The organism is Actinotignum schaalii (assembly GCF_028864145.1).
In the GTDB taxonomy this organism is placed as follows: Bacteria; Actinomycetota; Actinomycetes; order Actinomycetales; family Actinomycetaceae; genus Actinotignum; species Actinotignum schaalii_B.
This window is the reverse complement of record NZ_JARBHJ010000018.1, coordinates 14,544-28,237: the sequence shown is the minus strand read 5'-3', so window position 1 is coordinate 28,237 and position 13,694 is coordinate 14,544. Positions and strand designations below refer to the sequence as shown.

General features: G+C 64.1%; 12 protein-coding genes and 1 tRNA gene. 6 read left to right on the top strand and 7 right to left on the bottom strand.

The genetic code is table 11. The annotated features are described in order from the left end of the window. Positions 1 to 54 precede the first annotated feature (54 nt). Together PWJ82_RS05115 and PWJ82_RS05110 are read left to right on the top strand one after the other, a co-directional pair. A complete protein-coding gene (locus PWJ82_RS05115) occupies positions 55 to 315 on the top strand; it encodes a helix-turn-helix domain-containing protein (protein ID WP_274735606.1) in 261 nt (86 codons plus the stop codon). A 237-nt stretch (positions 316 to 552) separates the two neighbouring features. Continuing rightward, positions 553 to 936, top strand: coding sequence for a hypothetical protein (locus PWJ82_RS05110; RefSeq protein WP_274735604.1), 384 nt, complete (start codon positions 553 to 555; stop codon positions 934 to 936). A gap of 62 nt (positions 937 to 998) precedes the next feature. Here PWJ82_RS05110 and PWJ82_RS05105 read toward each other — a convergent pair. The 3 genes from PWJ82_RS05105 to PWJ82_RS05095 all read right to left on the bottom strand — a co-directional run bounded on the left by PWJ82_RS05105 (position 999) and on the right by PWJ82_RS05095 (position 3,989). Continuing rightward, positions 999 to 1,074: transfer RNA gene (locus PWJ82_RS05105), tRNA-Ala, on the bottom strand. A gap of 147 nt (positions 1,075 to 1,221) precedes the next feature. After that, entirely contained in the window at positions 1,222 to 2,634 is a 1,413-nt protein-coding gene (locus PWJ82_RS05100) for a DUF6667 domain-containing protein (RefSeq protein ID WP_274735602.1), read from the bottom strand. 128 nt (positions 2,635 to 2,762) lie between these two features. Next, positions 2,763 to 3,989 carry a molybdopterin molybdotransferase MoeA gene (locus PWJ82_RS05095; protein ID WP_274735601.1) on the bottom strand — a complete coding sequence of 409 codons (1,227 nt, stop codon included), beginning with the start codon at positions 3,987 to 3,989 and terminating at the stop codon, positions 2,763 to 2,765. Between the two features lie 138 nt (positions 3,990 to 4,127). Here PWJ82_RS05095 and PWJ82_RS05090 point away from each other — a divergent pair, with 138 nt between their 5' ends. The 4 genes from PWJ82_RS05090 (at position 4,128) to mscL (ending at position 6,256) form a co-directional block, all read left to right on the top strand. Continuing rightward, the gene (locus PWJ82_RS05090) at positions 4,128 to 4,763 is read left to right on the top strand and encodes a 5-formyltetrahydrofolate cyclo-ligase (RefSeq protein WP_274735600.1); all 636 of its coding nucleotides are present in this window, start codon (positions 4,128 to 4,130) and stop codon (positions 4,761 to 4,763) included. Between the two features lie 108 nt (positions 4,764 to 4,871). Next, positions 4,872 to 5,081 carry an FmdB family zinc ribbon protein gene (locus PWJ82_RS09600; RefSeq protein ID WP_016443268.1) on the top strand — a complete coding sequence of 70 codons (210 nt, stop codon included), beginning with the start codon at positions 4,872 to 4,874 and terminating at the stop codon, positions 5,079 to 5,081. A 108-nt stretch (positions 5,082 to 5,189) separates the two neighbouring features. After that, positions 5,190 to 5,822 (top strand): SAF domain-containing protein, encoded by a 633-nt coding sequence (locus PWJ82_RS05085; RefSeq protein WP_274735599.1) that lies wholly within the window; start codon positions 5,190 to 5,192, stop codon positions 5,820 to 5,822. Positions 5,823 to 5,872: 50 nt separating this feature from the next. Continuing rightward, positions 5,873 to 6,256 (top strand): large conductance mechanosensitive channel protein MscL, encoded by a 384-nt coding sequence (gene mscL / locus PWJ82_RS05080; RefSeq protein ID WP_016443270.1) that lies wholly within the window; start codon positions 5,873 to 5,875, stop codon positions 6,254 to 6,256. 75 nt (positions 6,257 to 6,331) lie between these two features. Here the strand turns inward: mscL and PWJ82_RS05075 are convergent, their stop codons facing one another. The 4 genes from PWJ82_RS05075 to PWJ82_RS05060 all read right to left on the bottom strand — a co-directional run bounded on the left by PWJ82_RS05075 (position 6,332) and on the right by PWJ82_RS05060 (position 13,663). Further along, the gene (locus PWJ82_RS05075) at positions 6,332 to 6,661 is read right to left on the bottom strand and encodes a hypothetical protein (RefSeq protein WP_039898951.1); all 330 of its coding nucleotides are present in this window, start codon (positions 6,659 to 6,661) and stop codon (positions 6,332 to 6,334) included. Between the two features lie 10 nt (positions 6,662 to 6,671). Next, positions 6,672 to 11,255, bottom strand: a complete 4,584-nt coding sequence (locus PWJ82_RS05070) for a hypothetical protein (RefSeq protein ID WP_274735597.1) — start codon at positions 11,253 to 11,255, stop codon at positions 6,672 to 6,674. A 69-nt stretch (positions 11,256 to 11,324) separates the two neighbouring features. Then, positions 11,325 to 12,353, bottom strand: coding sequence for a PIG-L deacetylase family protein (locus PWJ82_RS05065; protein WP_274735595.1), 1,029 nt, complete (start codon positions 12,351 to 12,353; stop codon positions 11,325 to 11,327). After that, complete coding sequence (locus PWJ82_RS05060; protein WP_274735593.1) at positions 12,350 to 13,663, bottom strand: glycosyltransferase; 1,314 nt, start codon at positions 13,661 to 13,663, stop codon at positions 12,350 to 12,352. Before PWJ82_RS05060 ends, PWJ82_RS05065 begins: the two co-directional genes overlap by 4 nt. Positions 13,664 to 13,694: the final 31 nt, after the last annotated feature.

Sequence of the window (13,694 nt, the reverse complement as noted above, 5' to 3'; positions counted from 1 at the left end):
CAAAATACCCTACCGGTAGGGTGGTCGGCTAGAGGGTGTGCATCTCATCCTGTAGTGATGGACTGGGGTGCACAGGAAGCGAAGGAGTTTGGGCGGAATTTAGCGCAGCTTCGCCGCGATTATGGTTTCACGCAAGAACAGTTGGCGCACGCCGCCGAGATCGAAACGAACCAGTTGCAGCTAATCGAATACGGGCGATCATCTGCGCGCAAAGGTGACATGAAACCTTCGAATCCCCACCTGCGCACTCTCATCGGAATTGCGACCGCCTTCAACCTGTCCCCATCGGCACTACTTGCAAAACTCGGTATCTAGCTCCGAAACTGTCTTCAGCAGCGTTGCCGAGCAACTCTCCCACTCCTCGGCAAGCTTGCGCAGCACGATAGGTCAATCCCACTCCGAGCGCAATCTTGACATGTTCAAGCCGTTTGGTAGATTCAACTACCGAAGGCCCCGGAAGGATCCCTAGCCTCGGCCAAAACACCGGGGTTACGGCTTTCCAAGATCCGCACATACATCAAAACAGGGTGATAAACCGCGCTAGGAGTCGGAATGCTTAAATGGCCGCCGAGGCAAATCGGAAGAGTGCTAACCGTACTCCTAAGCGCCATTGTTACGCTATGCGGCTGTTCAGGCGGCGAAGGCGCATCACACTCGGAAAAAATAATAAACTGGACAAAGTACGAAGTCACAGATTCACACGAGCTGACTTTCACCGCTATCACGGGTGACCCCAAATGTTTCAAGTTGCGTACCGTCGCCAAGGAAACTGATGGACGCATTGAGGTGGCAGTTATCGAGGGAACACCGCCGAATGCTCCACAGCACTGCACGGCTGTCGGGAGGATTGAAAAGCTCATTGTTAAAACTGAAGCTCCAGCGCTAGATCTGGATGTCCACGCTTTACCAGCCGAAGAAGTCCAACTGAATCCCTGACTTCCGAAAAGCGGACTTCGGTGAATGAACAGAAATGTGGCGTGAGTATTTATCAGCCAGAATGGTGGAGCTAAGGGGATTCGAACCCCTGACCTTCTCATTGCGAACGAGACGCGCTACCAACTGCGCCATAGCCCCAAAGACCTGATTAGTTTAGCACCCGAACGGCCCGGAATAAAACTTCGGGGAGTGGTTCCTATTACACCACTCCCCGATCTTCTATTTTCAGTTAGTACCCGCGGCGCGGCAACTCAGCAGTCAGCCAGGACACCCAGCCGGCCAGAGCTACGCGCGGCGCTTGCGCAGCAACTCGTCCAAAGCCGCACCACCCGCGAGGCCATCATGCGCAGGTGCAGTCGCTTGTGCAGAAGGCACTGCAGCTTCGGCCTTCGATGCCTGCGCGGTGCTTTGCGAAGCAGCTTGGCTCGCCGGCGCCGCGGCTGCGGCTGCGGCCACATCTTGCGCCCCCGCATCCACGAAGGTCACTCGCTCGCCGATCTCCTTCGGGCGGTAGGGCACCGGAGCAACGGGAGCTTCTGGAGCCTGGTAGGGCGCTACCGTGCGCTGTTGGATCTGCGGCTTGAGCGTATAGCTAGGCAGCTGGCGGCGCGGGACCGCCCCGGCCACGAAACGCTTGGGAAGTTTCTCCGCTTGTTCACGCCGCGAACCGGCGATAGGAGCGAAATCTTCCGCGGCAATAATCCCTTGCTCAAGGGTCACCGAAATGCCGGAACGGCGCTTAGGCGCCCGCGCCCCCGCGTTCCGGCTCCGTGCTTTTCCCGGGTTCACCCCGGCCTCATATTCCTCGGCGTTCGCAGCCTGCGTATCGCGAGCATCGCCAGCGCCACCATCACAAGCATCGCCAGCAGCTTCACCTTCACCAGCTGCATCTGCGCCACCGGTAGCCGCGGAGGCCGCCGTTGGCATGGTGGCCGCACTCCCGCTCGCAACACTCCGACTGAGATCAGCACTCCGCCCCAGGTCAGCACTGCGACTCGCATCAGCCGTCAGCGCCCCGAGGTCATCGCTTCCCAGCGCCGCGCTGGCCGCACTCAAAGCCGAATGTGCGGAAGCAGCCGAGACCGCCGAACGCCCGGGGCGCGGGCGGGCCGGGCGGCGCGAATGGCGCTGTGCCCCGCGGGTCTTCCGAATACCGAGTTCCTCGGTGAGCTCAGCAATATCCTCGCGGTCACGAGCCGTCGCCTTCCCCATTTCGCTGAGCAAGTACCCAAAGCCGGCCCCGTACAGCACCCCGATGCCCACGGCAACGTAGAAAATCCAGCGTGGCATCGTCGTCGTAAAAGCAAGAGCGCCGAGCACCGCAATAAGCAAGCCTAAAGCGCCCGCAACCACGAAACCGCGCTGGCGGTTCGCCGCGCGTTGGGAAATACGTGCCTTACGGCGCGCGCGTTCCCGCGCCAGGGTGCGCACATTACGCCCCGCATTGGGTGGAAGAATATCGCGTTCGTCGTTCTCTGCCATGATGACCTCCGGCTTCCGGAAAAAAATAGCCCCGGTTGGCCCACCAGTTTCCACGCCCGCCGTTCCGTCCGGCAGTGCGAGGGTGCGTAGCTGGGGTGAATAGCGTTCGTCAATGCGCACATCCGCGAGGATGACGCGCCGGCGATACACCCCAGGGATGACATAGACCATGAGTAGCACAACCACTGCCATCAACGCGTATCCCTGGAACCCCACACAGCCACTTTAACCAATCGTGGGGCACTCAGGCAGGGACGCGCCGTTACTTTCGTAGAGAGAATAACAATGATGTTATTCGTGGGACGGATGGGACTGGTGATCTGGGCTGTCTCCTCGAGCTGAACCTAGCCGTTAAGAATCATGCACTCCAGTTCATCACCGATGCCCACGCTTTCTTGAGCGGCAGGCACCACCGCGAGCCCGTTCGATTTCGCGAAATTCGCCAGTGAGAGCAGCTCCACATCCCCCACCGGATCAAATTCGTAACCGGCACGCGGATCCCCATACACCTGCACCCGCACATAATCTTGCACACCGGGCCGGGAGAGCAGCCCGCGCGCCGCCCGGGCCCGGATGGAACGCGGGGTCACATGCTTGTAGCCGGCCATTTTCCGCAGCGAGGGGCGCACAAACACCTCGAAGCACACCAGCGCGGCCACCGGGTTGCCCGGCAGGCAGAACATGAGCGCCGAATTTGCGCCGTCGCCCCCGATGGTACCCACCCCGATGTGCCGGCCCGGATTCATAGCGACGGCGTCGAACCTCATCGACCCGAGCGGGGACAGGACCTCTTTGAGGGTATCTCCACCCCCGTAACTCAAACCTCCTGTGGTGAGGATAACGTCGGCGCGCAACAGCTGGTCCTCCAAGGACTCCCGCAAGATATGCCGGTCATCCGAAACCGCCGGCACGCGATACGCAACCGCCCCGGCGTTACGTACCGCGGTGGCAAGCGCGTGCGAATTCGCGTCGTAAATCTTCCCGTTCCCCAAAGCTTTTCCGGGCGCCACCAGTTCATCGCCCACGGACATCACGACGACGCGCGGCGCCGGCCGCACCCGCACCCGGTCCCGCCCGGCCGCCGCCAGCAGCGCGATGTGACGCGCCCCGATACGGGTGCCTTCCTCCAGAATCGTGGTGCCGGCCCGCAGGTCCTCGCCCTGCGCACGCACATTCTCCCCGGGGGCCACGCGCGCCGTAATATCCACCTGCGCTTCCCCGTGATCCGTGTCGATCAGGGGGACGACGGCGTCCGCGCCGGTGGGTATCCGCGCCCCGGAAGCAATACGGGCCGCGGCGCCGGGAGTGTGGGCAATGCGGTCGGTGGTAACGGCGAAAATATCGTCCGTCACCGGGAAATGCACCGGGCGGGCGGGTTCCGCACCGAAAGTTTCGTCCGCGCGCACCGCGTAACCGTCCAGGGCCGCCAGGTCGGTGTGAGGAACATCAACAGTGGCGACAACGTTTTCGGCAAGAATACACCCCATCGCGTCAGCAAGCTCCACATCGAGAGCCTCCAGGGGCTGGGCGACCTTTAAGAATTCATCGAGTTGCTCGGCTACTGTTTTCACGCATTCCTCCTCGGTACACAGCACAGCGTACCGGTTTGGGGGCCTGCCAGCGCTAACGCCGCGCGCACGGGCCTTGCCTCCATCCGCAAAGGGCCTTACTCCTAGCGGGCATCCAGCCGCTCGTGCCACACTGGTGCCATGACCGACCACACCATATCTCTTCCTGATGTCTCCGCGATGGCGCTGCCGGAAGCCAAACAATCCTTGCGCGCAACGGTGCGCGCGGCTCGAGCCAAGCGCACGCCCGCTGCCCGTGAGGAAGCCGAGGCCCGCTGGGTCACTACCGTGCTGGATTTCCTCGGCACCGCCACCACAGTTGCCGGTTATATTTCCGTCGCTAACGAACCGGGTACCCGTGCTCTGTGCGATGCGATTGTGGCCAGCGGGCGCACCCTCCTTGTCCCCAAGCTCGGCCCCGGGCTCACCCGCCAGTGGGCGCGCTATACCGGCGCGGATAATCTTACCGATCAGGCTCCCGGCCGGCCGCCCGCACCTCGGGGTGAAGCCCTGGATTCCGCGGTATTACGCGAGGTTGATGCCGCTTTTATCCCCGCGCTGCTCGTCAATCACGATGGCGTGCGCCTGGGGCAGGGCGGGGGCTGGTACGACCGCGTCCTCAAGCAGCTCGATAGCTCCACCCCGGTGGGCGCCCTGGTATGGCCCGAAGAATACGTGCACACTCCCCTCCCCCACGATGAGATGGACGTGCCGGTGCGCTACGTCCTCCTTCCTGAAACCGTGGTGGACCTGGGCGGGCATACCCCTATGCACTAGGAGTTACGGGCCACTTCCCCGAGGGCACGTGCCACGCGCTAGAATAATGCGCCGTACGGCTTGTGCCGGCCGCACCTCGGCTCGGCCACCGGCCCGGAAAGGAAGAACGTGCCTACCTACAGTTACCGTTGCGATAATTGCGGTCACCATTTTGATGCACACCAGTCGATGACAGCCGCCGCCCTGGTTACCTGCCCGGAATGCGGGAAAGACTCCTTGCAGAAGGTAATGGCGGGGATCAGCGCAATTGTTTTCAAAGGCTCGGGTTTCTACCACAATGACTCACGTTCTTCGGGTGGAAGCTCTACGCAAAAGTAAGGACGACGACGCAGCTCGGTTTATCCCCAACTCCGCGAAACGCTGCCGGTATCCACACAAGGGCCTAGTTCTGGTTCGCAGCTGATTAGCTCCCGCTAGCCTCGAGCCATGACCGGACTCCACACACGGCTGTGGCGCGCACGCCATCTGCTGCTAGCCGGGGTTGCCATCCTGGCTTTTTTCACCATTCTTCAGGCTATCGAGCGCCGCTACCCAGATACCGGGCACGTGTTAGTAGCACGCCGTCATCTACCGGCCGGGCACGTGCTGAGCGGGCGCGATGTGGAGGCGCGCACCGTGGCCCGGGATCTTATTCCAGATAATGCACTGACCACGGCCGCTGAGGCTAACGGGCAGCGCCTAGCTGCTAATATTCCGGCCGGCTATCCCCTGGCTCGCGGGCTGCTCCTTTCCCAAGAATTTTTACGCGATCCACCCGCCGGGCACGTGGTGGTCGCGGTGCGGGTAGCATCCGATGGGACCGGGAGCTTTATTGAGCCGGGTAATTTTATTGGGCTATATGCGCCGGCCCCGGAACACAGCGCAGAAGCCGGAGCGGTTCGGCTGGTAGACCGGGCGGCGGTGGTGGGGATCGGGGAAGAAGAAAAGAACACCGGTATGCTCTCCGAGGGCGTCACATATCGAGTGCTGTACCTGGTTGTTCGCGAAAAAGACGCTAATCTTATTGTGGGTTACGCTGCCGCAGATTCTTTGCGGGCAGTACTGGTACCCCCTCCATAGTTTCTACCATCGGGGTAGTCCCGGTGGCTTTCCGCGCGAAAGGATGCAAGGTGCTCGCAGGTTTTAAGAAGTTTGTTATGCAAGGTAATGTCATGGACCTCGCCGTCGGTGTTATCGTCGGTGCGGCTTTCTCCGCCGTGGTGAAGTCCCTGACGGACCACATTCTCATGCCGCTTATCGCCGCCATTTTCGGGCAGCCGAACTTCGACGGTAATTTTGTGTGGCATTTGGGCGGAGGCGAAATTCAATTCGGTAGCTTCCTCACCGCTGTGGTCAACTTCTTCATCGTGGCTTTCGCACTGTACTTCTTCCTGGTTCTCCCCATGAATAAGCTGCGTGAACGCCACGCTAAGCCGGCCGCTGAGGCCCCGGAAGATCCCCAGCTCATCCTTCTCAAGGAGATCCGTGACGAGCTGCGGGCTAAGCGCGACTAATCGCTTGAGCTTGCGCTAGTGCGCGCAAGTCTGCGCACGTGCGGAACTTCCCTGTTTTTCGGAGTGCGCTGCCGCTTAGAGCTTGCCGAAATGCGGCGGGCGTTCGTCAAGGATGGTCTGCTCGTGAGCGGTGCGCGCCACGATATCCCGCGTGCGAATCTCACGAGCGGATGCGACCGTGTCCCGGGGCGCCACGATGCTGGCCCCCGGGACGCTATTTTTTAACGCCGATTTTTTGGTGGGCGTATCCGGGTGCGGTAGGGTCGCTCCCCCTTCGCCGCGCGCGAGGCGCCGGAGAGCTTCGGCGGCGTCCTTGAGTTCGCCGCTTTCTATCCGCCGGGCGTCCACTTCGGACAGGCGCACCACAGCTCGGTGGGTGCGTCCGGAATGCGTGTTACTTGCCACCGCCGCGCACCTAGTCCTGTGCCAGACCGGAGCGGCGCACCACATTACCGAGCACGGCATCGGCCTGGGGGCCACGGCGGCGGATATCCAGCTCGCTACGCAGTTCTTCCACCAGCTGCTCGGACGTCCGGGCCACCCCGTCGGAGGCTATCCAAGCCACCACGTCATCAAGCTGATCGTCCGAGTAGGCGGCCAGCGGCAACCCCGGCCGCACCGCGGGTTTCTTTCCCCGGGCCCGGCGTGAAGCTTCCGGATCTGAAACCGCAGCAGGCTTTGCTTCCTGCTCGCTGCTTCCGGCTGGCACGTGCGACCTTACCGCGCCGGGCTCGCCTTGCTGACCTTCAACACCGGTATCGCCCGGCTTTCCAGCACCCGCTGGCCCTGCTTCATCCGCCGCGTCCGTCACACCCGGCTCATCCGCGGCTCCCGCCCGAGCAGAATATGCTTCATCAGCTACGTCCGCGCCAAAAACGGGGGTATCTTCCGCCCGGTGGCGCGCGGCAGCCTCGTCACGGCGCACCACCCGCACGAGCGCTTCAATACGATCCGCTTCAGCTTCCGGATCGAGGAAAATCGAGGAGGAGAAGGTTTGTACCACTTTCCAGCCCAAATCCTCGAGCATCTCGACCCGGTAGCGGTCACGGCGGCGCAGGGAAGGTTCGGCAACGTAATCAGCGTCGTCGGTCAATACAGCCACCCGCCAATCACCTTCGTGTTCAGCAACAACAAGCGGGATGCGCAAACCTGCGTCGTACCCGTAGTAGAGCGCGGTGAAAAGCCCGCGTCCGCGCAGGCGCGCGGCTAGATCGAAAAGCAACGGGCTGGCCTTGGCCACATCCTCGTCCGCCCCGATGAGTAATTCTTGCCGGGCGGCCGTCTCGAGCAGGGTAGCTAGCAGCCGAGGAGCTGCACCGGAAAGATCATCCACCCCGATATCACCGGGTCCCAACGAAGAAATAACACTCATATAGCGGCTGGGAACCAGGAGCGCCTCACTCAGGTAGCGCGCGCCGTCCGGTTCCGTGAGCGGCCCGAACGTGTGCAGAACCCGGCCGTGCACCGTCTTCCCGAAGCCCACCGAGAATATAACCCGGTCGCGCCGCAACCCGCTCGCTCCGGTGATATCCACCACCGGCACCAGGCTAGCCGCGGACTCACCTGCCTCAGCCAGGGCCGGGCTATTCGCGATGGTACGTTCCACCGCCGCCCGCACATGAACGGCATGCAAACGCGAAATCGTAATAACCGCGAGGGATTCTTCCGGGCGGGTGAGGAGGTGATCCACCACCGCATCCACCACCGCATCCACTTCCGCGCTGGGAGCTTCGACCATCCCGGTATTCGGGGAGGGCACCCCGCGCCCGTCCACCACGTGCAGGCGGTTAGCCCGGCGCGCCCGCCCCGCCGGAGCGGCGCGGTCGGCGTCGTCGTACCCGAGGGTGCGCAAACAAGCGAGAGCAAGATCGTCGTGATGCGCACGGAAGGTAGGAAGTTCGCACACCGGGAGCGCATCAGCCAAAGCCGCGAGCGCGCTCTCCGCACCAGCCCGCGCCACGTCACCGAAAACGACGAGCTGCGAGCCACGCGCCATGAGGGCGACCACCGCGGCCAGCGAAACATCCTCGATACCGTCCAGAATCACCACATCCGCCCAGGGCAAAGTGGGAATGAGTTCAGGAACCAGCGCCGGCGGTACCACCCACACCGGGCGTGCCGCCTGGACCAGCGCGGTTGCCGAGGCAGTCACGTCGGCCAGCGCGCTCACTCCAGCGCGGGCCAAGTAACGATCCACAGCCACAGTTTCTTCGCGCTGTTTGCGGGCAACCTCTTGCATATGGGTGATCGCGGCGCGCAGCACCGGCCCGGGCAAGCTCTCCACATGTTCGCGATCCAGGTCCCGCACAGTGTGTACAAGCAGGGCCAACTGCTGCGGACCAGCCTGGGCCAGCACGGTGTTACGAGCAATGAGCTGCTCAAACACAGAATTGGTGTAGGCCAGGTCAAGTTCGGCAGCCACCGCGTCCCCGCTTACTTCACGGCGAGCCATATCACGAGCGAAATCGCCCAGGCCACTATCCTCAAGGTCGTGGAGGAGGTCGATGCGGCGCGGCTGCGAATCAAGCACCCGACGCTGGGAGACCAGAGCGCGCGCAAAGGCCAGCACATTTTCGATGGGCTCGCGGCGCAGGCCAGCGCGGTGCGGGAGGAATTCTTCGAGTTCGCGCACCTGCCCGTCCACTTCCGCGGCCGTCGCACGGATCATCGTCATGCCCTCGGGGAGGGTAGGCCAATCACTTTCCGCGCTGTAGCGGCGCCAAATATCGCGCTGGCGTGCCACTTCGCTCAGGGCCGCGTGCATATCCGCCACCCGGATCCCCGGGCGCACAAAATCGCGGGCCTGCTTGGTGAGAGCGCGGCGCTGGGCACGTTTCATGCTTTCGCCGTGTTCGGCACGCCATTCATCGCTCGCGGTGGCGATCACCATATCGGCAACAGAACGTTCGTAGATAGCCGGTTTGAAGACCTCGAGAGTATCGGAGATCCCTTCGAGCATCTTGATTTGTTCCATCCACTGCGCCAATGTCTTCGGGCGCGCCAGGCCGGTTTCCCCGGCCACTCGCTGGGATTGCTCCATGACCAGGGGAAGTGTTTCGGTGGCCATGCGGGTGACGGTGGAGAAAGCGCGGGCGGCATCATCCTCCGTGCGGACCTGCGCGCGCAACCATTCCGAATTCCCGCCCCCGGTAAAGGCGCCGGCACGGCTTGCTTCCGCGAGCCGTTCGAGCACCGCCTCGCGCTCCTCGCGCACCCGCGCGGCGGCGGTGGCATCCAGGCGCACTTTCGTGGCCGGCCCCTTGGGCTGTGCGGCAAGCTCAGCCAAATGTTCGAGCACGTTATACACCGAGGTATTCCATACCGGATCGATGGCGTGCAGGGCGTTCACGTAACCGCGCAGGCTGCGCCGGGCCGCTTTGAGATCGCGGCGCACGGCCAGGGTGCGTTCTTCGTCAATCTGCGGGAACTTCTGGCGCAGGCCCTGGCGCAGCCGCAAAGCCGCGTCGTTAATATCAGAGAGGTCGATGAGCAGTTCGCCCACACCGAGTTCTCCAGCCCGCGCGGTCACCGCCGCGCGCCGCGCCCTACTGCCGGGAATATAAAGAACGGAACGGCTGGATGCTGCTGCATCCGCGGCAATCGCCACCAGGGTGGTCACGTCCGCACTTCCCGGCGGGGTATCGATAACGACGTCGCGGCCAGTTGCCACGGCCTCCACCGCGGCAAGTTCGGCCACATCCAAATCGCCCACCCCGCGTTCGCCCTCCGGAGCCCGGTCACGTTTCTCGGCCGGAGGAAGCGGGGCGCTGGTGAGCTGGTGGGTACCCCGATCACCGGCAATCGCCGCAAGCACCCCGGAACGAATCATGACGGGGCGCAGCAGCTCGGCATCGGTAATGGCCCGCGCGGCCGGATCGGCAAACATCCCCAAGAGCACCTGAGGGCGGTAGGACGCCCCGGGCAAATAGAGGTGGGACAGGCGTCGCACCCGGGTAATAAGTTCATCTTCGGTGGCCCGTTCCACCCGGGTGAGCTGGGCTAATTCCCGCACCGGGGCGCCGTGTTGGCGCAGTGCACTCACAATATCCGGATTGACGGACAGGGCCGGGGTGGTTTGGATGAGGGCATCGGTGCCCACGTCCTCCACCCGTAGCAAGCGGTAGACAATCGGTACGCTCACTTCACGCACCTGCCGGCTTTCTTCGCCGCTTTGCGCGGCGGGCTGCTCGAGTGGCTCCGCAAACCCGGCCTGCGCCTCCACCTGAGTGCCTTCCGCAGCCTGCGCGGCCTCCTCCGCGCAGGCCCGCATCGCTTCCGGATCGAGCTTGAGTTCGCCGGTGTCCTCATAGCCGGGTTCCAGCTCATCACTGGGGCGGCGCGGCGGGAGCTCCGTCCACGTCAGGTTTCCGCTGGCCAACTGTATCGGGGCGTACCCGTATTCTTCAGCGGCACGCGCTACCTGCTCACGCAGGGTTCGCCACGTGGCTAAAGCTTCTTGCTGGCTACGCTCCTCCCGAATAAGCGAGGTGAGGCGAGTAGGTGCCCCGGAAGAAAACTGTGCTCCCCCGGTCGGATGCGGGTGTGTAAGATCAATGCACACTCGCGCGGCCGCGTTTTCCGCCGCGCGCTCCGCCCGCGCCCTCAGCTCCTCCTGCCAACCGGCATAGGCGCGGGAGACGAGCTCTTCACGCTGCGGGGCGGGAAGCGGGGTGAGATTCTCCTCCGCGTCACGGGGATAGCTGTCACTATCGGTCCCGTACTGCGCGGCTGCGGTGCCCGGGACGTTGTGCGGTGCGACGCCGGCGGTGCCGGTCTGCCTCGCCTGTTCAGCTGGCGTGGCGGAATTGCCGGCAGCCTCCGCACCGGCAGCGGACACCGCGGGGGCCGCAGCCGGTGCGGACACTACGGGCGTATCCTGCGCGGATTCAGCGGGGTCGCCCGCGGGCACCGCGGCGGTCTCGGGAACCGCGGCGGTTTCACGAGAAAGAGATTCACGAGCCGGATGCCGGCGAGAAGAGCGTTTGAAGAGAGGAGTCACGACCTTAACGCTACTCAGGTCCGGCGTAAAAGTCCCTATGCGCGCCGTAATAAGCCAAAAATTATGGCTTTATTCCGCCACCGGCGTGGAAGGTGCGGCCGCCGTAGTGGCAGGCACGGAAGATTCCGGAATAGAGAACGACGACGCCCCCTCGGCCGGGCGCAATCCCGGCCAGAGAGGGAGCTCCTGGAGCTGGCCACCCACGTGCCGAATAAGTAGCTGCGGAGCTGGCTCCCCATCCGGTTCGGGACAATGCTCCCCGCTATACACAGCAGTCAGTGCGGCATCACACACCGCATTCACCGCTGCGGAACCCGAATCAGGGGCACCGATAACCGGCAGGCCAGCCAGCGCGGGATCCGTGCGATCAACTACGGTCAGCTGCGAGGCATAGCAACGTAGCGCCGCCACCACGGTGGCTTCATGCTCCCGGGCGCTGCGGTAGCACCATCCGGCTTGCCCGGGAGTGGAAGCCAGCTCAAGCACGGGAATTCCGGTATTCCGGCCGAGGGCGCGAGCCAGGTGATGCACCCGTACGTGGTCGGGGTGGCCGTAGCTTGCTGCGGCGTCGTACCCAATAATCACTGTGGGCCGCACGTGCGCGAGGAGCGCCCGCGCATCTGCTATTTCTTCACTCAGCTCCGCGCGGGAAAAGGCGCGCGGGCCGGCGCTGGGTGCGGGACCGGCGACCCCGGGAGCAATCCAAACCATCCCGGAATCCCGGTAGCGGCGCGGGGCGGCGCCGGATGCGAGAGCGGGCGCGGTGCCGAGCCAAAAGCCATCCGTCACCCCGAGGATCGCGCGCGCCCGGGTGATTTCTGCTTCGCGCCGGGCAACGAGTTCGGCCTCCCCCGCCCCGGCGGGCAAGATTCCAGGGACCGCTTCGCCTTCTTCGCCGCGGGTGCAGGTGAGGATGCTGACGCGGTGCCCGGCGGCGGTGAGAAGCGCGGTGAGGCCGCCGGCCTGGATCGCTTCGTCGTCCGGGTGGGCGTGGAGGAAGAGGGTGCGGGCGAAGAGCGGCCCACTGGGGTCCCAGCTCCACGGGCGCGCAGCCGCGCCGTTGCACACGCGACCATCAAACTCGCGAGGCGTGCTCATGCCTGCCTCCCGAGTTTGCGGTAGGCGGCGGCGTAATCGCGCGCGACCGCGTCCCAGGTGCGCGATTCGGCGAAGGCGCGCCCCGCGGCGCCGTGCCGGGCTCGCAAAGCCGGGTCGTCCAGGTAGGCTCGCACCGCACCGGCCCATTCACGTGGCTCGCGGCTGCGGCACAGGGTGCCCGTCACGCCGCCGTGCACGGATTCGGGAATCCCGGAGGAATCCCAGGCCACCACGGGAGTGCCGCAGGCGGCCGCTTCCACGTTGATAATCCCAAAAGTTTCCGAGAAAGAAGGGTTGAGGAGGAGCTGCGCGTGGGCGAGGAACGCCGCGAGGCCGGTGCGTGGAAGCGGGCCGATGAAGCGCACGTCGCTTTCCATTCCCATTTCGGTTACGACGGTGCGCAAATGGTCCTCGTAGCCGGCGAAGTCATCGGAGGCCGCCCCGGCAATAACAAGGAGCGGGCGGGTGCCGGCGGGTAGCTCCGCGAGCGCGCGAATCGCTAAATCCGGGGCTTTCAGGGGTTGGAGCCGCGCAGCGAAGAAAACATAGTCCCGCCCGCCGGTCACCTCGGTGACGCAGTCGGGGGCGGTGGGCGCTGCGGCCGGTAAGGCGGCAACGAGTCCGCCAGCGCGGGCCGGGCGGAACATGTCAATATCCACGCCCGGGTGCACGATGGTGACCGGGCAGGGCGGTGTACCGTAGCGCTGTGCGATCATCTCTTTTTCCGCTTGGGATACCGCAATGATGAGATCAGATTCGCGCACGCAGCGCGCCTCGCCGGGCACCCGCCCAGCGGATTCCGCGGGTTCACCGTCGGCAAGATTCTGGCCTTCCCGCGCCGCCACCGAGTGGAAAGACTGCACGTGGGGGCGCCCGGTTTCTTGGGAGACGGGCAGGCAGGCCACGCCCGCGAACCAGTGGTGGGAGTGGATAAGATCGACGCCGCTGCCGTGCTCGGCCATCCACCGGCGAAATTCCACCGTGAAGGGGGCGATGAGGCCATCGGTGTGGCTTTTCGCCACGGGGTGGCGCGGGCCGGCTGGCAAGAAGAAAGCACGCACGCCCGGCATTACCTCATGCATATAAGGCTGGCCGGGTTCGCTGGCGCGGGTGACCAGATCAACCCGGTGCCCGGCGCGGGCCAGGGCCTGTGCGGTATTGGTTACCACCACGTTGAGGCCGCCGGCGTCAGCGGATCCGGGAGTGGCCAGTGGGGAGGTATGCACCGAGGTCATAGCGATATGGAGCGGGGCAGGCGCGCCGTCGTTCCTATCCGGTTCCTGTGCGTGGTGCGTATTTCCCAAGGTCATTCCCCCAGCCTACCCGGGAATTACGTCCCAA

Coding starts and splice junctions, on each gene's coding strand:
- PWJ82_RS05110 (WP_274735604.1), top strand. CDS start 553: ATGCTTAAATGGCCGCCGAGGCAAATCGGAAGAGTGCTAACCGTACTC.
- PWJ82_RS05090 (WP_274735600.1), top strand. CDS start 4,128: ATGACCGACCACACCATATCTCTTCCTGATGTCTCCGCGATGGCGCTG.
- PWJ82_RS05085 (WP_274735599.1), top strand. CDS start 5,190: ATGACCGGACTCCACACACGGCTGTGGCGCGCACGCCATCTGCTGCTA.
- PWJ82_RS05065 (WP_274735595.1), bottom strand. CDS start 12,353: ATGAGCACGCCTCGCGAGTTTGATGGTCGCGTGTGCAACGGCGCGGCT.
- PWJ82_RS05060 (WP_274735593.1), bottom strand. CDS start 13,663: ATGACCTTGGGAAATACGCACCACGCACAGGAACCGGATAGGAACGAC.